The organism is Sphingosinicella sp. CPCC 101087 (genome assembly GCF_004151485.1).
Taxonomy (GTDB): Bacteria; Pseudomonadota; Alphaproteobacteria; order Sphingomonadales; family Sphingomonadaceae; genus Allosphingosinicella.
In genome coordinates this window covers 243,782-266,542 of sequence record NZ_SBFF01000006.1, presented here as the reverse complement: position 1 = coordinate 266,542, position 22,761 = coordinate 243,782, and the positions used below count along the sequence as shown (strand labels likewise).

Annotated in this window: 24 protein-coding genes, 2 other RNA genes and 1 pseudogene; 15 read left to right on the top strand and 12 right to left on the bottom strand. The window is 67.8% G+C overall.

Going from position 1 to position 22,761, the window contains the following annotated elements:
* Window positions 1–104: 104 nt before the first annotated feature.
* The 6 genes from EKM57_RS11615 to EKM57_RS11590 all read left to right on the top strand — a co-directional run bounded on the left by EKM57_RS11615 (window position 105) and on the right by EKM57_RS11590 (window position 4,832).
* Window positions 105–1,169 carry a cysteine desulfurase family protein gene (locus EKM57_RS11615; RefSeq protein ID WP_129792658.1) on the top strand — a complete coding sequence of 355 codons (1,065 nt, stop codon included), beginning with the start codon at window positions 105–107 and terminating at the stop codon, window positions 1,167–1,169.
* Window positions 1,133–2,290, top strand: a complete 1,158-nt coding sequence (locus tag EKM57_RS11610; RefSeq protein WP_256386887.1) for a cysteine desulfurase family protein — start codon at window positions 1,133–1,135, stop codon at window positions 2,288–2,290. The genes EKM57_RS11615 and EKM57_RS11610 overlap by 37 nt, the downstream gene beginning before the upstream one ends.
* On the top strand, window positions 2,287–2,622 hold the full coding sequence (locus EKM57_RS11605) for a 2Fe-2S iron-sulfur cluster-binding protein (protein WP_129792656.1): 336 nt from the start codon (window positions 2,287–2,289) through the stop codon (window positions 2,620–2,622). Before EKM57_RS11610 ends, EKM57_RS11605 begins: the two co-directional genes overlap by 4 nt.
* A 92-nt stretch (window positions 2,623–2,714) precedes the next feature.
* Window positions 2,715–2,810, top strand: an RNA gene (ffs, locus tag EKM57_RS11600) — signal recognition particle sRNA small type.
* Between the two features lie 108 nt (window positions 2,811–2,918).
* A complete protein-coding gene (locus tag EKM57_RS11595) occupies window positions 2,919–4,508 on the top strand; it encodes a DNA polymerase III subunit gamma/tau (RefSeq protein WP_129792655.1) in 1,590 nt (529 codons plus the stop codon).
* Window positions 4,509–4,832: a YbaB/EbfC family nucleoid-associated protein gene (locus tag EKM57_RS11590; RefSeq protein WP_129792654.1), complete on the top strand. Its 324-nt coding sequence runs from the start codon at window positions 4,509–4,511 to the stop codon at window positions 4,830–4,832.
* 357 nt (window positions 4,833–5,189) lie between these two features.
* Here the strand turns inward: EKM57_RS11590 and mtgA are convergent.
* The 3 genes and pseudogenes from mtgA to EKM57_RS11575 form a co-directional block, all read right to left on the bottom strand.
* A pseudogene (gene mtgA, locus EKM57_RS11585) lies at window positions 5,190–5,894 on the bottom strand (monofunctional biosynthetic peptidoglycan transglycosylase); the annotation flags it as partial.
* Window positions 5,895–6,027: 133 nt separating this feature from the next.
* A complete protein-coding gene (rpoH, locus tag EKM57_RS11580) occupies window positions 6,028–6,933 on the bottom strand; it encodes an RNA polymerase sigma factor RpoH (protein WP_129792653.1) in 906 nt (301 codons plus the stop codon).
* 60 nt (window positions 6,934–6,993) lie between these two features.
* Window positions 6,994–7,950 carry an RluA family pseudouridine synthase gene (locus EKM57_RS11575; RefSeq protein ID WP_129792652.1) on the bottom strand — a complete coding sequence of 319 codons (957 nt, stop codon included), beginning with the start codon at window positions 7,948–7,950 and terminating at the stop codon, window positions 6,994–6,996.
* 253 nt (window positions 7,951–8,203) lie between these two features.
* On the opposite strand from EKM57_RS11575, the gene EKM57_RS11570 reads away from it, so the two are divergent.
* Window positions 8,204–8,839, top strand: a complete 636-nt coding sequence (locus EKM57_RS11570) for a histidine phosphotransferase family protein (protein ID WP_129792651.1) — start codon at window positions 8,204–8,206, stop codon at window positions 8,837–8,839.
* Between the two features lie 77 nt (window positions 8,840–8,916).
* Here EKM57_RS11570 and EKM57_RS11565 read toward each other — a convergent pair whose 3' ends face one another.
* Genes EKM57_RS11565 through EKM57_RS11545 form a run of 5 tightly spaced genes read right to left on the bottom strand, consistent with a single transcriptional unit; the run spans window position 8,917 to window position 14,042 of the window.
* On the bottom strand, window positions 8,917–10,050 hold the full coding sequence (locus EKM57_RS11565; protein WP_129792650.1) for an ABC transporter permease: 1,134 nt from the start codon (window positions 10,048–10,050) through the stop codon (window positions 8,917–8,919).
* Entirely contained in the window at window positions 10,047–10,973 is a 927-nt protein-coding gene (locus tag EKM57_RS11560) for an ABC transporter ATP-binding protein (protein ID WP_129792649.1), read from the bottom strand. The genes EKM57_RS11565 and EKM57_RS11560 overlap by 4 nt, the downstream gene beginning before the upstream one ends.
* Window positions 10,970–11,929 carry an HlyD family secretion protein gene (locus EKM57_RS11555; RefSeq protein ID WP_129792648.1) on the bottom strand — a complete coding sequence of 320 codons (960 nt, stop codon included), beginning with the start codon at window positions 11,927–11,929 and terminating at the stop codon, window positions 10,970–10,972. The genes EKM57_RS11560 and EKM57_RS11555 overlap by 4 nt, the downstream gene beginning before the upstream one ends.
* Window positions 11,926–13,404 carry an efflux transporter outer membrane subunit gene (locus tag EKM57_RS11550; protein WP_129792647.1) on the bottom strand — a complete coding sequence of 493 codons (1,479 nt, stop codon included), beginning with the start codon at window positions 13,402–13,404 and terminating at the stop codon, window positions 11,926–11,928. The genes EKM57_RS11555 and EKM57_RS11550 overlap by 4 nt, the downstream gene beginning before the upstream one ends.
* Window positions 13,401–14,042, bottom strand: coding sequence for a TetR/AcrR family transcriptional regulator (locus tag EKM57_RS11545; RefSeq protein ID WP_129792646.1), 642 nt, complete (start codon window positions 14,040–14,042; stop codon window positions 13,401–13,403). The genes EKM57_RS11550 and EKM57_RS11545 overlap by 4 nt, the downstream gene beginning before the upstream one ends.
* Before the next feature lie 138 nt (window positions 14,043–14,180).
* Here EKM57_RS11545 and EKM57_RS11540 point away from each other — a divergent pair, with 138 nt between their 5' ends.
* The 8 genes from EKM57_RS11540 to EKM57_RS11505 all read left to right on the top strand — a co-directional run bounded on the left by EKM57_RS11540 (window position 14,181) and on the right by EKM57_RS11505 (window position 21,160).
* The gene (locus EKM57_RS11540; RefSeq protein WP_129792645.1) at window positions 14,181–16,535 is read left to right on the top strand and encodes a chemotaxis protein CheA; all 2,355 of its coding nucleotides are present in this window, start codon (window positions 14,181–14,183) and stop codon (window positions 16,533–16,535) included.
* Entirely contained in the window at window positions 16,528–16,962 is a 435-nt protein-coding gene (locus EKM57_RS11535) for a chemotaxis protein CheW (protein WP_129792644.1), read from the top strand. The genes EKM57_RS11540 and EKM57_RS11535 overlap by 8 nt, the downstream gene beginning before the upstream one ends.
* Before the next feature lie 67 nt (window positions 16,963–17,029).
* The gene (locus EKM57_RS11530; RefSeq protein ID WP_129792643.1) at window positions 17,030–17,395 is read left to right on the top strand and encodes a response regulator; all 366 of its coding nucleotides are present in this window, start codon (window positions 17,030–17,032) and stop codon (window positions 17,393–17,395) included.
* On the top strand, window positions 17,392–18,477 hold the full coding sequence (locus EKM57_RS11525; RefSeq protein WP_243450999.1) for a chemotaxis protein CheB: 1,086 nt from the start codon (window positions 17,392–17,394) through the stop codon (window positions 18,475–18,477). The genes EKM57_RS11530 and EKM57_RS11525 overlap by 4 nt, the downstream gene beginning before the upstream one ends.
* Window positions 18,478–18,482: 5 nt before the next feature.
* A complete protein-coding gene (locus tag EKM57_RS11520; RefSeq protein WP_243450998.1) occupies window positions 18,483–19,334 on the top strand; it encodes a protein-glutamate O-methyltransferase CheR in 852 nt (283 codons plus the stop codon).
* Window positions 19,335–19,412: 78 nt separating this feature from the next.
* Window positions 19,413–20,108, top strand: coding sequence for an N-acetylmuramoyl-L-alanine amidase (locus EKM57_RS11515; protein WP_129792642.1), 696 nt, complete (start codon window positions 19,413–19,415; stop codon window positions 20,106–20,108).
* A gap of 56 nt (window positions 20,109–20,164) precedes the next feature.
* Window positions 20,165–20,551, top strand: an RNA gene (gene rnpB / locus EKM57_RS11510) — RNase P RNA component class A.
* A gap of 78 nt (window positions 20,552–20,629) precedes the next feature.
* Entirely contained in the window at window positions 20,630–21,160 is a 531-nt protein-coding gene (locus tag EKM57_RS11505; RefSeq protein WP_129792641.1) for a J domain-containing protein, read from the top strand.
* 138 nt (window positions 21,161–21,298) lie between these two features.
* Here EKM57_RS11505 and EKM57_RS11500 read toward each other — a convergent pair whose 3' ends face one another.
* The 4 genes from EKM57_RS11500 to EKM57_RS11485 all read right to left on the bottom strand — a co-directional run bounded on the left by EKM57_RS11500 (window position 21,299) and on the right by EKM57_RS11485 (window position 22,733).
* Complete coding sequence (locus EKM57_RS11500) at window positions 21,299–21,691, bottom strand: PaaI family thioesterase (protein ID WP_243450997.1); 393 nt, start codon at window positions 21,689–21,691, stop codon at window positions 21,299–21,301.
* A gap of 47 nt (window positions 21,692–21,738) precedes the next feature.
* Window positions 21,739–22,152: a SufE family protein gene (locus EKM57_RS11495; RefSeq protein ID WP_129792639.1), complete on the bottom strand. Its 414-nt coding sequence runs from the start codon at window positions 22,150–22,152 to the stop codon at window positions 21,739–21,741.
* A gap of 142 nt (window positions 22,153–22,294) precedes the next feature.
* A complete protein-coding gene (locus EKM57_RS11490; protein WP_129792638.1) occupies window positions 22,295–22,507 on the bottom strand; it encodes a hypothetical protein in 213 nt (70 codons plus the stop codon).
* 7 nt (window positions 22,508–22,514) lie between these two features.
* Window positions 22,515–22,733 carry a hypothetical protein gene (locus tag EKM57_RS11485; protein ID WP_129792701.1) on the bottom strand — a complete coding sequence of 73 codons (219 nt, stop codon included), beginning with the start codon at window positions 22,731–22,733 and terminating at the stop codon, window positions 22,515–22,517.
* Window positions 22,734–22,761: the final 28 nt, after the last annotated feature.

The following is a 22,761-nucleotide window of genomic DNA, read 5'->3' as shown; positions in this document are numbered from 1 at the left end:
CTGTGCTTGGATGCCGACAAAGGAAATCGTGCGGCTGAACCGCACGCGGAGGCGCCCTATATAAGGAAGCGCCGCTTTTCTGCAATTGAAAGGACCGGGCCCTCTTGTCCGACCGAATCTATCTCGATCATGCCTCCACGACGCCGATCCTGCCGCAGGCGGCGGAAGCGATCGCGAAGGGGTGCGCCGCCTGGGCGAACCCCTCCTCGGCCCATGCGGAGGGACGCGCCGTCCGCGCGGCGATGGAGGATGCCCGAGCCCGAATCGGTGCCGCGCTCGATTGGGCCTCGTCCCTGGTCTTCACTTCGGGCGCCACCGAGGGGCTGGAACTCGTCCTTCGGCGAGCCAAGGCGGGAGCGCGCATCGTTTCCGCGGTCGAGCATCCTGCCGTGCTGCGTACCGTTCCCGACGCTCGTCGTATCGCGGCGCGAGCGGACGGCACCCTGGATCTCGAGGATCTCGACGTGGCGCTCGCCGGGGCCGAACGCCCCCTGGTGGCGGTCCAGTCGGTCAACAACGAAACCGGCGTCATCCATCCGATTCCCGAGGTCATGGCGCGGGTGAAGGCCGCGGGCGGGCTCCTGCTCGTCGACTGCGCGCAAAGCGCCGCCAAGCTGCCCCTGCCGGAGGCGGACTTCATCACGGTCGCCGCGCACAAGCTCGGCGGTCCGCCGGGAATCGGTGCCTTGCTGATCCGCGACCCGGCATCGCTGGAGGCGGTGGGGGGGCAGGAGGGCGGCTATCGGCCCGGAACGGCGTCGGTCCCGCTGATCCTGGGCTTCGCCGCCGCGATCGAGGCCGATCATGGCTGGTATGAGGTAGCAAGGCGGCTGCGTGCGCAACTCGATGAGTCGATCGTCGCGACGGGTGGCGAGGTGATCGCCGGTGCGGCCCCGCGCATCGCCACCATTGCCGCCTACCGCCTGCCCGGCGTTCCGGCGGCGGCGCAGATGATGCAGCTCGACCTCGCCGGGATCGCCGTGTCGGCCGGCAGCGCCTGCTCTTCGGGCAGCCTCAAGACCAGCCACGTGCTCCTCGCGATGGGCATGAGGGAAGAGGAAGCGCGCGAAGTCATCCGCGTGAGCTTCGGACCCGGGACCTGCGAGAGCGACGTGGAGTCGCTGATGAGGGAGTGGCGCAAGCTCGCCGAGCGGCGCCGGGCGGCGTGACTCCGATCTACCTCGACTATCAGGCGACCACCCCGGTCGCCCCGGAAGTTACGGCGGCGATGCGGCCGTGGATCGACGAAAAGTTCGGCAATCCCCACAGCCCTCACCGGATGGGACGCGAGGCGGCGGCGGCGATCGAAATTGCCCGCGAGCGGGTCCTGACCGCCTTACGCAAGGCCCCGGGAAAGCTGTACTTCACCTCCGGCGCCACCGAAGCCGCCAATTGGAGCCTGAAGGGCGCCGCCGCGCGCCTGCCGGAAGGCAAAAGGCGGATCGTCACCATTGCCACCGAGCATGCCTGCGTGCTCGACACGGTCGAGTGGCTCGGCGGACAGGGATATGAGGTGGACATCCTTCCCGTCGGCAGCGACGGGCTGGTCGACCTCGACCTGGCGGCGGACCGGATCGACGCGCGCACCGGACTGGTGGCGGCGATGCTCGTCAACAACGAGATCGGAGTCGTCCAGCCGGTTGTGGAGATCGGCGAAATGGCGCGCGGGCGCGGCGCCTTGTTCTTCTGCGACGCCGTCCAGGGCCTCGGCCGGGTCAACCTCCCGCTCGAGGCTTGCGACATGGCCGCCTTCTCCGCCCACAAGATATATGGCCCAAAAGGGATAGGGGCCCTGTGGATTCGTGACGGCGTCGACATCGATCCCTTGCTCCACGGCGGTGGTCAGGAGGGCGGCATGAGGTCGGGAACGCTCTCGCCGGCGCTGTGCGTCGGCTTCGGAGAGGCGGCGCGCCTGCTGACCGATCGCTTCGAAGCCGACCGCCAGCATGTCGAGCGGCTTTGGGAAATCGCCCGGAACCTCACCGCCGATTGGACGCTGAACGGTTCGGCCGCTCGGCGCTATCACGGCAATCTCAACATCCGCCGCGACGGCCTGGATTCCGCTCGCCTGATTTCGGACGTGCGCCAGGCCGCCTTCTCCGCCGGGTCCGCCTGCGCAAGCGGGTCGGGCCGCCCGAGCCATGTCCTCGCGGCGCTCGGCCTGTCCGCACCGGAGGCGCGATCGAGCATCCGGCTGGGCTTCGGCCGCTACACGACCGAGGCCGATCTCGCCGAAGCGCTCGGCCTCATCGCCGCGGCGGCGGACCGCCAATCGAGCCGCGCCGCATGACCCGGGTCCGCTTCGTCTCGGCGGATGGCGCCGGCGTGCAGGAGGTCGATGCGCCGGCCGGCGAACGACTGCTCGACGTTGCCCAGAATGCCGGCCAGCCGCTGGAGGGCACATGCGAGGGCCAGATGGCCTGCTCGACCTGTCACGTCATCGTCGACGCCGAGGATTTTGCGAAGCTCCCGCGCGCCAGCGAGGAGGAAGAGGACATGCTCGACCTCGCCGCGCATGTGACCCGTCATTCGCGCCTGGCTTGCCAGATCTGGTTGAGCGAGCAGATGGAGAGCCTGACGGTGCGGATCCCGAGCGGCTTTCACAACATGCAGGGCCGCTGATACCAAGGTTTGAGGGTCGCTGCTCCGGCCTGCAGTGGAAGAGCACCTTCCTGGCAGCTTGCAACCTCGGCGTTCGGCCGCCATATGCGCCTCGGGAGTCGGGCGGACGGCGCTCTCGCCAACCCGGTCAGGTCCGGAAGGAAGCAGCCGTAACGAGTTCACGTGTCGGGTCGTTCCGGCTCCCACCCGACAGTTCCGGCATGCTGAAGGCGCCGACCCAGGCCCAATCTCGACTTCGAACGCCGTCTGCCAGCCTGTGCTGGCATGACCGATGATGCTGCCCTAGGTTGATCTCGATGTCCGAATCTCCCCAGCCTTACCGGGTCCTCGCCCGCAAGTACCGGCCGCAGAGCTTCGACCAGCTGGTCGGGCAGGAGGCGATGGTGCAGACCCTCGCCAATGCGATCCGGCGCGACCGGCTGGCCCATGCCTTCCTGCTCACCGGGGTGCGCGGCGTCGGCAAGACCTCGACCGCACGGCTGATCGCCAAGGCGCTGAACTGCATCGGCCCGGACGGGAAGGGCGGCCCGACGATCGAGCCGTGCGGCGTGTGCGAGCCGTGCCGGGCGATCGCGGAAGGGCGCCATATCGACGTGGTCGAGATGGACGCCGCCTCCCATACCGGCGTCGACGACGTGCGCGAGATCATCGAGGCTGTGCGCTACGCCGCCGTCTCAGCGCGCTACAAGGTCTATATCGTCGACGAGGTTCATATGCTGTCGAAGAACGCGTTCAACGCGCTTCTGAAGACGCTCGAGGAACCCCCCGCACATGTGAAGTTTCTGTTCGCCACGACCGAGGTGAACAAGGTGCCGGTGACGGTGCTCTCGCGCTGCCAGCGCTTCGACCTCAGGCGGATCCCGGCCGAGCGGCTGGCCGCCCATTTCGCCGAGGTTGCCAGGGCCGAAGGCGTCGATGTCGAGCCGGAGGCCCTCGCCCTGATCGCCCGTGCCGCCGAAGGCTCGGCGCGGGACGGACTCTCCATTCTCGACCAGGCGATCGCCCATGGCGCCGGCGCGGTCACCGCCGATCAGGTGCGCGCCATGCTCGGCCTGTCGGACCGCGGCGCGATCCGCCGGCTGCTCGGCCTGCTGCTCGCCGGCGACGCGCAAGGGGCGCTCGCGGCGCTCAGGGACCAATATGACCTCGGCGTCGAACCTTCGGCGGTGATCCGCGGCCTGCTGGAGGCGGTGCACGGAATTACCCGTGCCAAGGTGGGCGGCGCGCAGGATCCGGCGCAGTCGGCCGAGGAGCGCGAAGCTTATGCCGACTGGGCGAGCCGCCTTAGCTACGCCTCGGTCCATCGCCTGTGGCAGTTGCTGCTCAAGGGCCTGTCGGAAATCCATGTCGCGCCGTCGCCGCTCGAAGCCGCCGAGATGGCGCTGCTGCGCCTGATCCATGCTTCCGAACTCCCCGATCCGGGCGCGCTGATCGAGCGACTGGCAAGCGGCGAGGCGGCCCCGCCGCGGCCGTCTGAGCCGCCGAAGCCCGAAAGCCAAGGTCCCCTGCTGCAGGCTCCGGCGAGTTTTCCCGAACTCGTCGAAGCGCTGGCACGCGGCGGCAAGGCGCATCTCGCCCAGCAGCTCCACGATTATGTCGGGCTGATCCGCTACGCGCCGCCCGAATTGACGGTCAAACCGTTGAAGCCGATGGCCGGCGACTTTGCGCGGGACCTTGCGGCGGCGCTCAAATCCATTAGCGGGGACGTTTGGCAGGTGCGGGTCGCGGACGAGGCTTGCGAGCCCTCGCTGCTCGAGCAGGAAAAGGCCGAGAGCGAGCGCCTGCGCCAGCAAGTGCTCGATTCGCCGCTCATCAAGGCGGCGTTCGAGGCTTTTCCCGACGCCGAGCTCGCCGGCTATACGATCGACGAACGAAGGAACGCCTGAATGCCCAATCTCGACGACATCATGAAGATGGCCCAGGAGGCCCAGGCCAAGCTGATGAAGGCGCAGGAGGAACTCGACAAGGTCGAGGTCGAGGGCGTCTCCGGCGGCGGCATGGTGCGGATCCGCGCCTCGGCCAAAGGCCGCATCGTCGCGGTCGACATCGACGAGAGCCTGCTCGCCCCGTCCGAGAAGCAGATGGTGGAGGACCTCGTCGCCGCGGCGATCAACGACGCCCGTGCCAAAGCCGACGTGGCCGCGCAGGAGGCGATGCGCGACGCCACCGGCGGCCTCCAGCTTCCGCCGGGGATGAAGCTGCCGTTCTGACGGGTCGGGTCAATCGGCAACGGAAGTTCATTCGACGCCACGCGATCCCAGGACGATGCGCTAAGCGCGCGTTAGGGTTCTCAATTTTCGACCCGCATTCCCCGCCGCCTCCGGAATTGCCTGCTACGGAAGTCCGGTCCGGGATCACATCCCGTCGATCGCGTCCAGCGGAGGAAGAGGAGGAGCCAGTTCCACCGGATCCGGCGCTTGTTCTGGCTCCTCATATTCCTCGCCCGGCAGCGCGTCGGGCTCCGGCACCGGTGCGGGACGCGCTTCAGGACGGGATGCCGGCTGCTTCGGCGTGGAGCGGCGCGGTTCGGCCGGGTCCGCCGTTGCCGGGGCGGGCGCGCCTTCGTACACGCACGCATCGAGGCCGTCGCGGCGCACGACGCTCATCCGCGCCGCGATCATGTTGCCGTAGCGGCGCGTGAAGCCGGTCGGGGCGATCGCTTCGCGGCGCTTCGGAAGGGGGAAGACGGCGGCGATCCGGGCCGCCTCGTTCGCCGTGAGGCTGGATGCATCGTGGCCGAAGTAGCGCAGGGCCCCGGCATTGACGCCGTAGGTGCCGATTCCGGTCTCGGCGACGTTGAGATAGACCTCCATGATCCGCCTCTTGTCCCACAGCGTCTCGATGAGAAGGGTGAACCAGGCCTCCAGCCCCTTGCGGAAATAGCCGCCGCCTTGCCACAGGAAGGCGTTCTTTGCGGTCTGCTGGCTGATCGTCGATCCGCCCCGGACGACGCCGTCGCGGCGCGCGTTTCGGCGCATCGCTTCCTCGATCGCCTGGCGGTCGAATCCGTCGTGGGTACAGAACTTGCTGTCCTCGCCGGCGATCACTGCCCGAACCATGTCGCGGTCGATCTCCTCGATCGCCATCCAGTGGCTGCGCGCACCGTTGCGGGCGACGAGATCCCCGATTTGGGTGAAGGTGATCGGCGGGTTCACGAACCGGTAGAGCAGAACCCAAAGCACGCTGACGACGAGGAACAGGAGGATGAGCTTGACGACCCACCCGATCAGGCGGCGGAGGAACGGGCGCTTCTTGCGGAATTGACGGGCCATCAGCCGCGATTAGCCGGGCCGCATCCCTACGTCACCCCAGCCAGGCTGGGCTCCAAGCGGCGCCGGAGACGGGCTCAACAGCGGCTTGGATGCCAGCCTAAGCCGGCATGACGCAGGTAAACGGCGCGGCCTGTCAGGCTGCCGGGAGGAGTCTGCGCTCGCCGGCGAGGTTCATCAGCGCTTTCTGGAGTTTCTCGAAGGCGCGGACCTCGATCTGGCGGATGCGCTCGCGGCTGACGTCGTAGACCTGCGAAAGCTCTTCCAGCGTCTTCGGGTCGTCGCGCAGGCGCCGCTCGGTCAGGATGTGCCGCTCACGGTCGTTCAGGGCCTGCATCGCCTCGACGAGCAGTTCGTGCCGCACCTGCGATTCCTCGGCATCCGCGACCCGTTCGTCCTGAAGCGGCTCGGTATCGACGAGGAAATCCTGCCAAGTGCCTTCGCTGTCGTCGCGCAGCGGCACGTTCAGCGAGGTGTCGCCACCCATCGCCATGCGCCGGTTCATCGACACGACATCCTCTTCCGAGACGCCGAGATCGGTCGCGATCTGCTTGACGTCCTCCGGCTTGAGGTCGCCTTCCTCGAAGGCCTCGATCCTGTTCTTCATCCGCCTGAGATTGAAGAACAATTTTTTCTGCGCCGCAGTGGTGCCCATCTTCACGAGGCTCCAGCTGCGCAGGATGAATTCCTGAATGGAGGCGCGGATCCACCACATCGCATAGGTGGCGAGCCGGAAGCCGCGCTCGGGCTCGAACTTCTTCACGCCCTGCATGAGACCGATATTGCCCTCGGATATCAGTTCCGAGAGGGGCAGGCCGTAGCCGCGATAGCCCATCGCGATCTTGGCGACGAGACGCAGGTGGCTGTTCACCAGCTTGGCCGCAGCTTCGGTGTCCTGGTGCTCGGTCCAGCGCTTGGCGAGCATATATTCCTCTTCCGGCGTCAGGATCGGGAATTTCTTGATCTCGGCGAGATAGCGGTTGAGCCCCGCCTCTCCGCCGGTGGCCGGAATGGTCGCCGGAACGTTTCTGCCGCTAGCCATGATGACTTCTCACATTCTCCCTGTGCGCCGCTCGGCTTTTTCCTCGCAAGCGCAGCCTTTCTATACGGTGAGGTTCCCGAACAGTTCCTGAATATCAGACGGAAGGGAACTTTTGAAGGACAAGTTTTCTTTCGAAACCGGATGAACGAAGCCAAGCTCCGCCGCATGCAGCGCCTGGCGGTGAAAACCCAGGCTTCGCAATGTCTCCCGATGCGCCGGACGGCTCCGGCCATAGACCGGATCGCCCACCAATGGGTGGCCGATCGAGGCCATGTGGACCCGCACCTGGTGGGTCCGTCCGGTCTCGAGCCGGCATTCGACGAATGCGGCTTCCTCGAGCGGCCGAATCATCCGATAATGCGTAACCGCCCGCTTGCCGCGGCCCGGTTCCACCACCGCCATCTTCTTGCGGTTGGCGGAAGAGCGCGCCAGCGGCGCATCCACCGTTCCCGCCGGCGGCACCGGAATTCCGCCGACGATCGCCAGATAGAGGCGGTGGACGTCGTGGCGGGCGAACTGGGCCGCCAGACCCTCATGGGCCACGTCGGTTTTCGCAACGACCAGCAGACCGGAAGTGTCCTTGTCGATCCGGTGGACGATCCCCGGCCGTGCCACGCCGCCGATCCCCGACAGCCGCCCGGCGCAATGATGCAGCAGGGCGTTCACCAGGGTCCCGTCAGCATTCCCTGCGGCCGGGTGCACGACCATCCCGGCCGGCTTGTCGACGACGAGCAGGTGATCGTCCTCGAACAGGATGTCGAGCGCGATGTCCTGCGCCACGTTGTGGGCCGGAATCGGCGCGGGAAGCTTCACCTGGTAGGTGGCGCCGGCCACGGCCTTGACTGCCGGATCGCGCACTGCCGAGCCTTCCGGCCCGCGCACCTCTCCGCTCGCGATGAGGGCCTTCAGCCGCTCGCGCGAGAGAGTGGGGATCGCCGCCGCCAGCGCCCGGTCCAGGCGCCATCCGACAGCGTCCGAGGCGATGGTTGCTTGAATGATTGAACACCCCCCGGACATCCTAAGCCGATATGGTGCCGGCCGTAACGATTTCAAGGTTCGGACGGGAGCGGCGACGGCCGGTTCCAAGGGCCGACCGGACAACTAATCCTACGGTTCGAGGCCGTGAAAAGCCTGCATCCTTTCCGCCTTTCAGGCGAGTTTTGCGGCCGGGCTTCGGCAGGGCCGCGGGGCTGCGCCCCTTGCAACCTGGAGTCGCAGGGGCCAATAGGGGAAAAAAGCCACATTGGACCGACAGGGGCGCCGCACCGCAATGAAATCCCACGAGTTTGCGAGCCTGCTCTGTTCGCGCCTGTGCCACGACTTGCTCTCGCCGGTAGGTGCGCTCAACAACGGCATCGAGCTGCTCGCGGACGAACATGATCCCGAGATGCGGGCGCGCTGCCTAGACCTGCTGGGCGAGAGCGCGCGCGCCTCGGCGAACAAGCTCAAATTTTTCCGCCTGGCCTTCGGCGCTGCCGGCGGGTTCGCGGACGAGGTCGACAGCCGCGAGGCGCGCGCCGCGATCGAAGGGCTGTTCGGCGCCGACGGCCGGATCCAGCTCGGCTGGATGGTCGACGAGCCGGTGATCAGCAAGGCGGCGCTGAAGGTGCTCCTGAACATTGTCCTCATCGCCGGCGATGCACTGGTCCGCGGCGGCCGCCTCGACGTGGGCGCCGAGAAGCACACGCACGGCCTGGACATCGTCGTTCGCGCCGAAGGCAGCCGGATCGTGCTCGATCCCGAACTCAGGAACGTGCTGGTCGGCGATACCGGAGAGGACGAGGTCGCTCCGCGCGCCGCCGCGGCCTGGCTGGTCCACTGCCTGGTCGAGGAAGGCGGAGGCCAGGTTCAGGTCGCCGACGGGCAGGAAGGAATGCTGCTGATCGGAGCGAGCCTGCCGGCCTGATCAAAGCCCTTCTTCGATCGATCTGGTGCCCAGCAAGGCTTCGCGGCAAGCTCGGCTTCAGCGGAAGTTGAACTGTCTCAGTCCAAGGTCGTCCGATACCGCGCCATGGCGACGGACGCGATGACGATGACGAAGATGCCGAGCGCCGCCAGGCTGGGCAGGCTCTCCGCCACATCCAGGCCCTTGAGCATCGAGCCTCGCACGACGCGGAGCATGTGCGTCACCGGGATCGCCGTGCCGATCGCTCGGGCCCATTCCGGCATGCCGGAGAAAGGGAAGAGGAACCCGGACAGCAGGATCGACGGCAGCATGTAGAAGAAGGCCATCTGCATCGCCTGCAACTGATTTCGCGCGACGGTCGAGATCAGGAAGCCGAGCGAGAGGCTGCCGACAATGAACAGGAAGAGACCGAGTCCGAGCGCCAGCCAGCCCCCCTCCATGGGCACGTCGAACAGGAGGCCCGCCATGCCGATGATGACGCCGGCCTGGATGAGTCCGACCAGCACATAAGGCGTGAGCTTGCCGACCATCACTTCCAGCGGCCGCACCGGAGTCGACAGCAAAGTCTCCATCGTGCCGCGCTCCACCTCTCGGGTCACGCCGAGCGCCGTCATCATGACCAGCGTCATCGACAGGACGATGGCGAGCAGGCCGGGCACGATATTGTAGGCGGTGATGCTTTCCGGATTGTAGCGGCGGTGCACGACCACTTCGAACGGCGCAGCGGTGCCTTGGGACGGTGCGACTGCGCCCTTGAGATCGTGCATGAGCGCATGAGCGGGGAGCGCTGCCAGCGCCGCCACCGCGCCTCCCGTTGCGGCCGGATCCGAAGCGTCTGCTTCGACCAGGATCTGCGCGCCGTCGCGGCGGACGAGCCGGCGAGTGAAGTCGCCGGGAATCGTGACCGCGAACTGGATCTCGCCATGCTCCATCAGCCTTCGAAGCTCGGCCGGGCTGCGGGCGTCCCGAACGATATCGAAATAGTCGCTGCGCTGCAGCGCGCCGACGATCGACCGGGAGAAGGTCCCCTGATCCTGGACAAGGACGGCGGTCGGCAGGTGGCGGGGATCGCTGTTGATCGCATAGCCGAACAGCAGCAGTTGGACGATCGGGATGGCCAGGATCATGGCGTAGGTCAGCCGATCGCGCAGGAGTTGAGTGAACTCCTTGCCGAGCACCGCCATCACCCGCGACGCGGAGAAGCCGTTCATGCCGCCGCGGTCCGCTCGGCCTGGGCGCGGCCCATGAGCCGGATGAACACGTCCTCGAGCGTCGGCGGCACCTCGGCCCAGCGATAGGGCTCGCGACGGTGGGGAGCGATGGCCGACTCCAGCGCCTTTCGGTCGGTGCCGCTGACATGCAGGGCCTGGCCGAACGGCGCGACCATCGCGACCCCTCTCGCACCGGCAAGCTCGGAGGCGAGGCGGTCGGCGCGGGGTCCCACCGCTTCATAGGTGACCAGTCCGGATTCGGCGATCACCTCTTCCGCCGTTCCCCGGGCGATGAGCTCGCCGTTGAAGATGTACGCGATCTCGTGGCAGCGCTCCGCCTCGTCCATATAATGGGTGGAGACGAGCACGGTCATGCCTGCGTCCGCGAGCCCGTGAATCTCGTGCCAGAAATCGCGGCGGGCCTGCGGGTCGACGCCGGCGGTCGGCTCGTCCAGCAGCAGGAGCCGCGGTTCGTGCAGAATGCTGGCGGCGAGCGCAAGCCGCTGCTTCCAGCCGCCCGACAGCTGGCCCGCCAGCTGTCGGCGGCGATGCTGAAGCCCGAGCTTTTCCAGCGATTCGTCCACCCGATCGCGGGCCCGGTCCAGGCTGTAGACGCGCGCGACGAAGGTGAGGTTCTCCTCGATCGTGAGATCCTCGTACAAGGAGAAGCGCTGGGTCATGTAGCCGGTGCGCCGCTTGATCTCCTCGGCACGACTCGGAAAATCGAGGCCGAGCACCTCACCGCTGCCCGAATCCGGCGTCAGCAGACCGCAAAGCATCCGCAAGGTGGTGGTCTTGCCCGAGCCGTTGGGACCGAGGAAGCCGCAAATATGGCCCTGCTCGACCTGTATGGCGACGTCCTTGACGACGTGCTTGTCGCCGAAGCTCTTGTCGAGGCCGCTGACGTCGATGGCCAGCGTCATTCTTCGCCTCCGCCGCCGAGCGGATGGACGTCCACCGGCAGGCCCGGGGTCAGCCTGCCAGGACGAGCGGGCAGGGCCTCGACCAGGAAGACGAGGCGGTCGCGCGTCTCGCGGCTGAAGATGACCGGGGGCGTGAATTCGGGCTGCGGGCTCACATAGCTGATCCGTGCGCCGAGCCCGGCCGGGCAGCCGTCGCAGGAGAATTGGACCACGCGTCCGACCCGATAATGCGCGACTTGCTCTTGGGGCACGAAGAAGCGGACCTTCACCCGATCGTCGGGGAGCAGGCTCACGATCGGCTGGTTCGCCGCCACCCACTCGCCATTCTGGAAGAAGACCTGCTCTACTCGGGCCGGGGTGGGGGCCACCGGCGCGAGCTGGTCGACGCGGATTTGGACCTCGCGCGCGCCGCCTTGCGCTTCCGCGGCCTGCGCGCGGGCTGCGGCAACCTGCGCGCGTCGGGAGGCGGCCGTTTCCCGCGCCGCCACAAGGCGGGCATTCGCCTCACGCAGCGCGGCCCGCGCTTCGTCGACTTCGCGTCCGGCGACGGCGTCGGGATCGGCGCGGCCTACGGCGAGGAAGCGGTCCAGATCCTGTCGCGCACGGACGGCCTGGGCCGCGGCGGCGGCGGCCTCCGCTTCGGCCTGGTCGGCCGTCGCCTCGGCAGCGGCGACCCCGGTGCGGGCCTGCGCGATCTGCGCCTCGGCCTGCTCGCCCTGCGCCGAGAGCGCCGCCGGGTCGATCGTGAAGAGCGGCTGGCCGGGCTGAACGCGGCGCCCCTGCAGGACCGCGATGGTGGAGATGGTTCCCGCCACGGGCGCGGACATGAAGAGTGTCTCGCCCTCTACGTAGCCCGAGAGATAGGGCTGATCGGCGGACGCGCCCCAGATGCGTGTCGCCACCAGGGCGAGCACCACCAGCGCGAGAGCGGCGACGACGATCGGGACGCGTTTCACGGACGGTCTCCCGCTGCCGAAGCACCCTCGGCTTCGGTCCAGCCGCCGCCGAGGGCCTTGTAGAGGGCGACCGTGTCGCGGGCGAGCTTGCTGCGAGACTCGATCAATTGTTCCTCCACGTCGAGCCGGCGCCCTCGGGCAATGAGGACGTCTGAAAGGGTGACGAGGCCGCCGCGGTAGCGCGCTTGCGCCAGCGTCTCGGCCGCCGCCGCCGCGCGCCCCGCCTCTTCCAGCCGTTCCAGCTGCCGCCGGCCCTCGGCCGACCGGCTGAGCGCATTCTCGACGTCGCCGAGCGCGCGAAGCACGACGCCGCGATAGGCGAGCAGCGCCTGTTCCTGGCGCGCGTCGGCGACTCGAACGTTGGCGCGGGTTCGGCCGCCGTCGAACAGGGGCCAGGCGAGGCCGGCGCTCGCGTTCAGGTTGCGGCTGCCCCATTCGAGCAAGCTCGCGAGCGAACGGCTGACCAGAGCCGGCGCGGCGGTCAGGCTAATCCGGGGGTAGAGTTCGGCGACGGCGACGCCAATGTCGGCCGTCGCGGCCGCCAGCTGGCGCTCGGCCTCGCGTATGTCGGGGCGGCGCCTGAGCAGATCCGACGGCAGCCCGACGGGAATGGCGGGCGTCAAGGCCGGAACGGCCGCGGGTGAGGAGAGCTCGGCATAGAGCGCGCCGGGTTCCGCCCCGGTCAGGATTCCCAGGGCATGGATCAGCTCGCGCTCCTGCGCCCGGAGCGGGGGCATGCGCGCGGCGGCCCGGGCGACCTCTGCCTGCTGTTGTCGAAGGTCGAGCCCGTCGATCAGACCTCCCTCGGCGCGCGCGCGAACCAGCTGCGCCTGCCGCTGCTGCGCGGCGAGATCGGCCTCGGCAATGGCGATGCGCTGCTGGACCGCGCGAAGGGCCAGGTAAGAGTCGGCGACCTCGGCCGCGGTCGACACTTGAAGGTCGCGCCCGTCCCATATGGCGGCGCCGGTGCGGGAGCGGGCGGCTTCCACCGCGCGCCGGGTCCCGCCGAACAGGTCGATCTCCCAAGAGGCGTCGAAGCCGAGCCGGTACGTCTCGAAAGCGGTGCCGGGCAGGCCGATCGCCGGGCCGCCCGGCTGGCCGCCGGTGCCGCCGCCTATGTCTCCGGGAGACACGGCGTTCTCGCTGATCCGCGTGTGTGCGGCGGAGGCATTCGCGTCCATCCGCGGCAGTCCCGCCGCGCCGGCGACGGCTTCGCGGGCGCGTGCCTCGCGAATCCGGGCGGCCGCCGCCTGGACGTCGAAATTGCCGGCAAGCGCCCGCTCGGCCAGCCTGTCGAGCATCGGATCGTTGAACTTCCTCCACCAGGCGGCAAGGTCCGCCTGCGCCGGCGCCGGGGCCGCATTGTGGAACCGCGCCGGCAGAGGCAGGTCCGGCTCGCTGTAGTCGGGGCCGACGGTGGTGCAGGCCGCCAGCAAGGCGGTGCAGCCGGTCAGGGCGAAGGTCGGGCGGATCATGGCTTGCCGCCGTCGACCACGAGGCCGTTTAGCACGGTCTCGCAATGTTGGCGGGCGAGCTCGGCGAGGTCCACGGGGGCGCCGCCCACGGGCATCAGGGTCTCGCGCCAGATCACGCCGAGCATCATCGGGCCCATCAACGAGAATGCGTGAAGGCGCGGATCGCCCGAGCGAACCTCGCCCCGCTGCTGGCCTCGTTCGATGAGGGCGGTGAGCATGGCGATCGCATGTGAAACGACATGGTCGTGCCAGACCTTCGCCAGCTCTGGGAAGTTGCGCGACTCGCCGATGACCATCTTCGCCACGGCGCCGACCGGAAGGTCCGTCGCGATCTGGGCGAACCTGGGAAGGAAAAGTCGGACGATGTCGGCAAAAGGCAGGTCCAGGGCAAGAACGCCGCCGCGCAGCGCCTCGATATTGGGAACCACGGCTTCCTGCACGACGGCCCGGAAGACGTCCTCCTTCGTCTCGAAATAGAGGTAGAGCGTGCCCTTGGACACGCCGGCGCGCCGGGCGATCTCCTCCATGCGCGCGGTGGCGAAGCCCTTCTCCGCAAAGACCTGGAGGGCCGCGGCGGTGATGTCGCCGGGGCGCGCTTCCTTGCGTCTGCGCCATTTGGGAGCGGTCGAGCCGGTCAAATCCGTTGCCTGTAAATAAATGACCGGTCAGTTATTAATTCTGCGCCACGGCTTTGTCCAGAGCCATTCGATCGGCGGCGGTAAACGGCTTGTTTACCGCGGCTCGGCATAACGGGCCGGCGCAGAGCGGACGGAGCCATGGACGAGCTGATCAACGACTTCCTCGCGGAAACGCGCGACATGCTGCAGGCCCTTTCCGGGGCGATCGTGGCATGGGAGACGGAGCCCGGCGATCGGGCGCGGCTCGACGAGATCTTTCGCTTCGTCCACACGGTGAAAGGCAATTGCGGCTTCTTCGACCTCCCGCGCCTGCAGCAGCTCAGCCATGCCGCCGAGGACGTGCTTGCCGATGTGCGGTCCGGCCGACGGATCGCCGACGCGGCGCTGGTGAGTGCCGTGCTCGCGGTGATCGATCGGATCGGCGAGCTGGTACATGCGCTGGAGACGGGAGAGGCGCTGGGAAGCGAGGATGACGAGCAACTGATCGTCGCGTTGAGCGGACGGGCCGCGGCACCGGCGCTCGAGGCCGAACCGCCCGGTCCCGCCAGCGAGATCAAGAAGGGCATGCGCAGCATCCGGCTCTCGGTCGACCTGCTCGACCGGATGATGAGCGGAGTATCCGACGCGGTGCTGGCGCGTAACGAGCTGGCACGCCGGCTGCGAGACACGCAGCGCGACCTGGCCGTCGAGGCGGCGTTCGAGCGCCTGTCAGGGTGCATCGGCGAAATTCGCGACGCGATCACCCGCACCCGCATGCAGCGGATCGACAGCCTGTTCACGGCACTTCCGCGGATGGTCCGCGACCTGTCGGCCGAGCTCGGCAAGCAGGTCCGGCTGCAGGTGGACGGCGGCGACGTCGAGCTCGATCGCGAGATGATCGAGATGATCCGCGATCCGCTCACCCACATCATCCGCAATTCCATCGACCATGGGATCGAGCCGGCGGACCAGCGTGCGAAGGCGGGGAAGGAGCCGAGCGGATATCTGCGCGTATCCGCCCGCCAGGCAGGCAACCAGATCCTCATAGAGGTCGTCGACGACGGCCGCGGCATCGACGGCGACGCGCTCGTCCGCAAGGCGCTTTCCGCCGGTATCATCGCTCCCGACAAAGCGGAGAAACTGTCCCAGCAGCAGAAACTCGGCCTGGTCTTCGCGCCAGGCCTCTCGACCGCCGGCGAGGTCACGGCCATTTCCGGACGCGGAGTCGGAATGGACGTGGTTCGCGCCAATATCGAGCGGATCGGCGGCCTGGTCGACATCGACTCGCGCCGCGGCGAGGGGGTCCGGCTGTGTATCCGCGTGCCGCTCACGCTGACCATCATCCCCGCGCTCACGGTCAGCGCCGGCGGCCAAATCTTCGCCATTCCGCGCTCCGCGATCGAGGAGATATTGCGCGCCGGTCGCACCACCCAGCTCGATCGGATCGGCCAATCCACCGTCGCCACAGTGCGGGGGAGACGGGTGCCGCTCGTCGCCCTTGCCGACCTGCTCGAGGTCGAGGCACTTGCCGCGGACTCGGACAAGAAGATCGTCATGCTCAAGCCCGCCGGCGGCGACGTCTACGCGCTCGCCGTCGATGCAGTTCACGATCATGAGGAGCTGGTGGTGAAGCCGGCGGCTCCGGCGGTCATGGCCGCCGGGCTATATGCCGGAACGACCCTGGCCGACGATGGCCGCCCGATCCTGCTGCTCGATCCCTCGGGAATGGCGAACCAGGCGGGCTTCCGCTTCGGGGAGCAGGAGACCGAGAGCCGCCTGGCCGCGACGGCGGACGCGCAGAAAGGAGCGGACGAGACGGCGCTCTTGCTGTTCCGTAGCCTCGACGGCGCACTGCGCGCGGTACCCGTGCCGGTCGTCGAACGGATCGAGGACGTGGCGAGCGAGACGATAAGGTTCAGCGCCGGCAAGCTGCGCGTTTCGGTCGGCGGCCATCTCCTGCCGCTCGCCGGCTGCGCCGCTCCACCATCCGAAGGCAAGCTGCGCATCCTCAGGCTTACCGACGGCGTGACGGAAATCGCCTACGGGTTCGGGGACGTCGTCGACATCCGCTCGCTGGCGCTGGACCTCAAGCCGGCGCCTTCGCCCGGCGAAGTGGCCGGAGTCGCGCTGATCGACGAGGATCAGGTCGAGCTGATCGATCCCTATTGGCTGTTTGCCGCCTACGCCGACAGCCTCGCGGACGGAGGAGGCGAAACGCCGCCGGTCTGTGCACTTCCGAGCGGCGATCCGTGGATGGATCACATGCTGCGGCCGTTGATCGAGAGCCTCGGCTACCGGGTCGTCGCCGCAGGGGCGGGGGTCGCTGCCGACATTCTGATCGCCAGCGACGACAACGAAGCGGAAGCCGGAGTCTCCGCCGCCGAGGTGCTCCGCATCCGCTCGCGGCCGGAACTTTCCGGCGAGAACGACAATAGCATCTATCGATACGATCGGGCCGCCCTCGTCGACGCTCTGAGCCGCGGCGCCAGCAAGGCAGGGAAAACCGATGCCTGATCTTCTTCTGATCATCCGCCTCGCCGGCCGGCGAGTCGCCTTGCCGGCGTCGGAAGTGGAGGGCGTGGTCGAGCTGGACGGAATCACGCCGACGCCGCGGGCGGCCGTTCACGTCGCCGGTCTGTCGGCGCTGCGCAGCCGGGTGCTGACGGTGATCGACGGGCTCGCCGCGCTCGAACTCGGCCGCTCGCCGGCCGAAGGGCTACTCGAGGCGATCGTCGTGCCGTCGGGCGGGCACACTTATGCGCTGCTGGTCGATTCCGTCGAGGACGTGGTCGAGACGGCGCGGCCCCCGGTGCCGATCCGGGCTCCGGTCGGCCCGGGATGGGACCGCATCGCGATCGGCATGGTCGAGGCCGAGGACGACCTGCTCCTGCTGGTCGATCCGCATCTCATCATCGCCGGACCGGCCGCGCAGGCCGCTTAAGCTTGTGATTACCTCTTTCGGATTAGGATCTCATCGTGCGCGCGGCGCGGCCAACGGAGCTTGAAACATGAGAAGCTGTCTTGTCGTCGATGATAGCAAGGTGATCCGCAAGGTTGCCCGGCACATCCTCGAGACCCTTAATTTCTCGGTTGAGGAAGCGGAGGACGGGCGCGAGGCGCTCGACCGGTGCGATGCCAGCATGCCCGACGTGATCCTGCTCGACTGGAACATGCCGGTGATGAGCGGGATGGAGTTCTTGCGGGCGCTGCGCGGCTCCGAGCGCAGCGAGCAGCCCAAGGTGGTGTTCTGCACGACCGAGAACGATATTGCGCACATCCGCGCGGCGATCGCCGCCGGTGCGGACGAATATGTGATGAAGCCGTTCGATCGCGAGACCCTTCAGAGCAAGCTGCAGATCGTCGGCGTCGCGTGAACGCCCCCGTCGTCCCCGTTCGGCGGCGACGCCCGGAAGGGGACGGCTCGCCGCCGATCCGCCTGATGATCGTCGACGATTCGACCGTCGCGCGGGCCGTGCTGTCGCGTATGGTCGAGGCCGATCCCGACTTCGAGGTGGTGGCGCTCGCCGGCAATGCCGGCGAGGCGATCGACGCGCTCCGGACGGTCTGCGTCGACATCGTGCTGCTCGACGTAGAGATGCCCGGGGCAAACGGGCTGGACGCCCTTCCGGACATCATTCGAGCCGGCAACGGCGCGCAGGTGCTGATCGTGTCGACGATGGCCGAAGATGGAGCGGAGGTTGCCGTACGGGCACTTGCGGAGGGCGCCGCCGACACCCTTCCCAAGCCCGGCACCGGCTTCTTCGCCGGCCGCTTCTCCCAGGTTCTTGCCGACAAACTGCGCCGAATCGGCCGCGCCAGCCGGCAGCAATCGCCGCCGGCGGCAGGTTTCGCCCCGGTGCGGTTGCGCGCCATGCCTGACCTTCCGATCGGCTGCGTCGCGCTCGGCGCCTCGACCGGCGGCCTTCATGCCTCGGTCGAGTTCCTGCGCGCGCTCCCGGCCCGGATCGGCGTGCCTATTTTAATCACCCAGCACCTTCCGGCCGTCTTCATGTCCTTCTTCGCGCGCCAGCTCGAGACCGCCTCGGGCCGGCCCGCTTGCGTGGCTATCGAAGGCCGCCCCCTCGTCGACGACATGGTCCATGTCGCGCCCGGGGACGCCCATCTGTGCATTGTCCGCCAGCGCAACGAAGTGCGGGTGCGTCTCGATCGCAAGGCCGCGCCGTCGGGCTGCCTGCCGTCGGTCGACCCCATGCTCGCCTCGGTTGCCGAAGCCTATGGCGGCACAGGGGTCGGCGTGATGCTGAGCGGGATGGGCCGTGACGGCCTGATCGGAAGCCGCCGGCTCATCGAGAAGGGCGGCGCAATGCTGGCCCAGGACCAGCTCAGCTCCGCCGTCTGGGGGATGCCGCGTGTGGTCGCCGAAGAGGGGCTAGCCTGCGCCGTCCTTCCGCCGGGCGATCTCGCGCGCCGTATCGCCGAGCGATCGAGGGCCTGACGCGCGTGGACATCAGCCAATCCTCCCAGCGCATCCTGTCCAGCCTGCTCGAGGCGCGGACCGGTCAGCAGATCACCTTCAGCCGGCGCTGGAGGATCGACAGCGCGCTCACGTCGATCATGCGAGAGCGCGAATTCGACAGTATCGACCAGCTCGTCGCCCGGCTGGTCTCTGGTCGCGATCCCGCTCTGACCGAGGCGGTGATTGAAGCGTTGCTCAACAACGAGACCTATTTCTTCCGCGACAAGCTGCCGTTCGACCTGCTGTTCGGAGGGCCGATCCGGCGCCTGGAGCTCGCCCGCTCACGCGAGCGGCGGCTGGCCATCTGGTGCGCAGGCTGCTCGACGGGGCAGGAGGTCTACTCGCTGGCGATGAACTTCCTCGACGAGAAGACGCGTTGGCAGGGCTGGAAGATCGAGATCGTCGGAAGCGACCTGTCGCGCCGGGCGATCGAACGGGCCCGCGGCGGCGTCTATTCCCAGTTCGAGGTACAGCGGGGGCTGCCCGTGATGCAGATGATCCGCTATTTCGAGGAAGTGGGCGGTCGTGAATGGAAAGTCGCGCCGGCCCTGCGCCAGGCGGTCCGGTTCGAGCAGGCGAGCATCAGCGACCCGCCACCGCGTCCCGGCCGGTTCGACATCGTGCTGTGCCGCAACGTCCTCCTCTATTTCACCACGGAGATGCGCCGGCTCGCCTTCACCCGTCTCGCTCAGGCGATCGCGCCGGACGGCAGTCTGATGCTCGGCGCCGGCGAGACGGTGATCGGCCAGACCGACCGGTTCGTCTCCGACCCGGAGAATCGCGGCCTGTACATCCCCGTGTCGGCCGGCGGCGCGCAGGCCGTGCGCGTGGCCTAGCGCCTGGCAACGATCTCTCCCCGCTCTGGAGCGGTTGCGAGGGATTGACCTTCTTCGGCTTTCGCGCGGTAAAGGTGCATGGACGATATCATCGACTGTCCGTCGCCCAATTTCGACGAGCGCGACCAACCGGTTTCGATCGTCGTCCTTCATTATACCGGAATGTCGGATGCCGCCTCGGCGATCGACCGGCTGCGCGATCCGGAGGCGAGGGTATCGTGCCACTACCTCATCGCCGAAGACGGCCAGGTGCTGCGCATGGTGCCGGAGGACAAGCGTGCCTGGCATGCCGGCCGTTCCTACTGGAGGGGCATGCACGATGTGAACGGGGCCAGCGTCGGGATCGAGATCGTCAATCCCGGCCACGAACTCGGATACCGTCCGTTCACACGTCCGCAGATGGATTCGCTGCTGCCGTTGCTGGCCGGGATCGTGCGCCGCCACCAGGTGCCGCGCGCCAATGTGGTCGGCCATTCCGATGTGGCGCCTGCGCGAAAGCAGGATCCCGGCGAGTTGTTCGATTGGGGCCTGCTCGCTCGCCACGGCCTGGCGGTGGCGCGGCCGGCCCGCGATCTGGTCGATCCGCATTGGACCGACGGCGGCTTCCTGCTGGCGCTGGAGCGTTATGGTTATGACGTTCGGGAGGCCGAGGCGGCGGTCACCGCCTTTCAGCGGCGCTTCCGTCCCGAGCTGGTCGACGGCGAGACAGATGGCGAATGCCGCGCCATACTGCTCCAACTCCTTCTCGACCGCGAGCGCGGGCACATCCTCTGAAGGATGGGTGCTGGAACGGGTTGGCCGCCGTCGCAATCGGTACTATCTAAAGCAAGCCAGAGGGTCGGACGGCCGCGGCTCGCGCAAGCGAGGCGAGGAAAGTCCGGGCTCCTTGGAACGACGGTGCCGGGTAACGCCCGGCGGGGGCGACCCCAGGGAAAGTGCCACAGAAAGCAGACCGCCTGCCTTCGCTTAGGCTTGGGCCGGTAAGGGCGAAAGGGTGCGGTAAGAGCGCACCGCGGCTTCGGCAACGAAGCCGGCACGGTAAACCCCACCGGGAGCAAGACCGAATAGGGGCGGCATTTGGGCTTCGTTCCAGCCTCGTCGCCCGGGTTGGTTGCTGGAGGAGCGGAGCGATCCGCTTCCTAGAGGAATGGCCGTCCCTTCGTCTCTGTTTCGGCAGCGGCGGAGGACAGAACCCGGCTTACAGACCCTCTGGCCTTCTTTCCCGCGCGTGAGGCGGAAAATTTTCCGATCGCCCCGTGAATTTGCCGCGGGAGCCGAGTAGGGTGAGCATATCTATGGCTAAAGCGACGCGATCGAACGACTGGGGCTTTCCCCGCTGGCGAGGCTACGGATCGACTCGCGAGGCCGAGCCGGTGCGGACCTGCGACCGCCACGGCTGCGACGAGCCGGGGGACCGGCCTGCGCCCAAATCCCCGAACAGCCGGGAGCGCTGGTATTTCTGCGAGCGGCACGCCGCCGAGTACAACCGTGGCTGGAACTATTTCGAAGGGTTGACCGCCGAGGATGCCGCCGCGCGCGAAGCCGAGGAAAGGCGCGGCGCCGACGGCTATCGCCAGGCCGGCCATTACGGCTGGGGCGGGCCGGGCGACGGCAGCCGCAGCCGAGACGAGATGCGTGCCCTGGACGTTCTGGAACTCGACGCCGACGCCGGATTCGAGGATATACGCGTCGCCTATCGGCGGCTCGCCAAGGCGCACCATCCGGACCTCAAGCCCGACGATGCCGAGGCGCTCGCGCGCTTCCAGGCGATCCAGGCTGCCTATGAGGTGCTGCGCAAGGCGGAAGAAAGGCGGAGCGCGGCTTAACGCCCCTTGCCCTCCGGCCCAGCTGCGCCGTGCACGTCCCTCCTTCTCCACCGAAGGGGGAGGCAATGATAGGCATCTCCGCTGCCATCTCCGGTTCGGGGGAGGGGCCTGCCGCGAAGTGGTGGGAGGACCAGGGCGTCAGTCCGTGAACATGAAAGTGCCGCCGACATGGGCGACCGGGCTGGCCGGGTCGCCGTCATGGGCCGTGCCGCGGACGAAGCCGACGCTTCGGGTAAGACCGTAGCATTCGCCGCGGCCGACCAGCGTGCGACCGGGGATCGCCGGCCGCAGATAATCGACGCGAAGGTCGAGAGTCGCCTGGTGCCGGAAACGGCCGATCCTGACCCAGATCGCGAGGCTGGTGGCCATGTCCATCAGACTGATGATCGGGCCAGAAGCGATGATCCCGCTGGCCGGCATTCCGACGAGGCGCTCGTCGTAGGGAAGCGCGAGCTCCGCCCAGTCGTCGCCATGATCGCGATAAGCGATGCCGAGCGCGCCGCCGTGGCCGACCTGACGCACATAGCTCATAAATCGTTCCGGATCGAAGCGTTGGTCGTCGCGCGGATCATCCCCGCTCATTCGGCAAGCCGGCGCGCCGTCTCGCGAACCAGGGCGATCATGTTGGGAATTCCCTGGGCGCGGTTCGAGCTCAATTGATGGCCCAGATCGAATCGGGCGAGCTCGCCCTCGATGTCCGTCGCCAAAATCTCCTCGGGCGTACGATCCTGCACCGCGAGCAGCACCAGGGCAACGATTCCCTTGGTGATCGCCGCATTGCTGTCGGCGAGGAAATGGAGCCGCCCGTCCTCGGCGGGTATCGGATAGACCCACACGGCGGCCGAGCAGCCGCGTACGAGGGTGGCGTCGGTCTTGAGGGGGTCGGGCATCGGCTCGAGCTGCCGGCCGAGATCGATCAGCAGCCGGTAGCGGTCGTCCGCTTCGAGCAGCTCGTAATCGGAATAGACGTCGCGTAGCGATTGGAAGGCCATGGCTGCGACTTAGTGTCGCCGGGCCGCCGCGTCACCTCCTCCGACTAGCAATTGCCACGCGCGCCGTTCTCTCGGGTTGGGGCATCGCCATTTGAAGTGCTCATTCAGCCAGTGCGAGGATGCGGCACAAGCATGGTCCCACTCAGACCTCGCCGTCGGCAATCGATTCAAGGCGGCGGATGCGCTGACGCAGGTCCGTGATCTCGCAACCCGCGCTGCCCGGTGGATCCCGGCGCATCCCGGCCCGCTTGAGATCGAGCCAATCGCGCCAGATCCGAAATGCCGCCGCCGTGGCAATCGCGATGGCGATCGTTGCGGTGCCAAACAGGACGAGCAGGACGAACGGGTTCGACATTGCTGACTCAACTGTCCCGCAGCCGCTCGAATTCCTGCTCGAGCAGGTGGTTCTTGTCGGTGGCGATCCGCTCGAGCACGGCGACCCGGTCCTTCAGCTTGCGTACCTCCTCGCGCAGCTGGCCGGTCTCGGCCGACTCGATCTGCGAATCAGCAGTGCGATGGCTCTTATATTTGGCGCGCATGACCCCGGCGATCGCCATGATCAGGACGATCAGGACTACCATTTCGAACGGATTGTCGATCACTCAGAAG

Coding starts and splice junctions, on each gene's coding strand:
- EKM57_RS11565 (WP_129792650.1), bottom strand. CDS start 10,050: ATGAACGGCTTCTCCGCGTCGCGGGTGATGGCGGTGCTCGGCAAGGAG.
- EKM57_RS11560 (WP_129792649.1), bottom strand. CDS start 10,973: ATGACGCTGGCCATCGACGTCAGCGGCCTCGACAAGAGCTTCGGCGAC.
- EKM57_RS11570 (WP_129792651.1), top strand. CDS start 8,204: ATGAAATCCCACGAGTTTGCGAGCCTGCTCTGTTCGCGCCTGTGCCAC.
- EKM57_RS11500 (WP_243450997.1), bottom strand. CDS start 21,691: ATGAGCTATGTGCGTCAGGTCGGCCACGGCGGCGCGCTCGGCATCGCT.
- EKM57_RS11550 (WP_129792647.1), bottom strand. CDS start 13,404: ATGATCCGCCCGACCTTCGCCCTGACCGGCTGCACCGCCTTGCTGGCG.
- EKM57_RS11485 (WP_129792701.1), bottom strand. CDS start 22,733: ATGGTAGTCCTGATCGTCCTGATCATGGCGATCGCCGGGGTCATGCGC.
- EKM57_RS11540 (WP_129792645.1), top strand. CDS start 14,181: ATGGACGAGCTGATCAACGACTTCCTCGCGGAAACGCGCGACATGCTG.
- EKM57_RS11575 (WP_129792652.1), bottom strand. CDS start 7,950: ATGTCCGGGGGGTGTTCAATCATTCAAGCAACCATCGCCTCGGACGCT.
- EKM57_RS11605 (WP_129792656.1), top strand. CDS start 2,287: ATGACCCGGGTCCGCTTCGTCTCGGCGGATGGCGCCGGCGTGCAGGAG.
- EKM57_RS11515 (WP_129792642.1), top strand. CDS start 19,413: ATGGACGATATCATCGACTGTCCGTCGCCCAATTTCGACGAGCGCGAC.
- EKM57_RS11535 (WP_129792644.1), top strand. CDS start 16,528: ATGCCTGATCTTCTTCTGATCATCCGCCTCGCCGGCCGGCGAGTCGCC.
- EKM57_RS11490 (WP_129792638.1), bottom strand. CDS start 22,507: ATGTCGAACCCGTTCGTCCTGCTCGTCCTGTTTGGCACCGCAACGATC.
- EKM57_RS11595 (WP_129792655.1), top strand. CDS start 2,919: ATGTCCGAATCTCCCCAGCCTTACCGGGTCCTCGCCCGCAAGTACCGG.
- rpoH (WP_129792653.1), bottom strand. CDS start 6,933: ATGGCTAGCGGCAGAAACGTTCCGGCGACCATTCCGGCCACCGGCGGA.
- EKM57_RS11530 (WP_129792643.1), top strand. CDS start 17,030: ATGAGAAGCTGTCTTGTCGTCGATGATAGCAAGGTGATCCGCAAGGTT.
- EKM57_RS11590 (WP_129792654.1), top strand. CDS start 4,509: ATGCCCAATCTCGACGACATCATGAAGATGGCCCAGGAGGCCCAGGCC.
- EKM57_RS11505 (WP_129792641.1), top strand. CDS start 20,630: ATGGCTAAAGCGACGCGATCGAACGACTGGGGCTTTCCCCGCTGGCGA.
- EKM57_RS11495 (WP_129792639.1), bottom strand. CDS start 22,152: ATGGCCTTCCAATCGCTACGCGACGTCTATTCCGATTACGAGCTGCTC.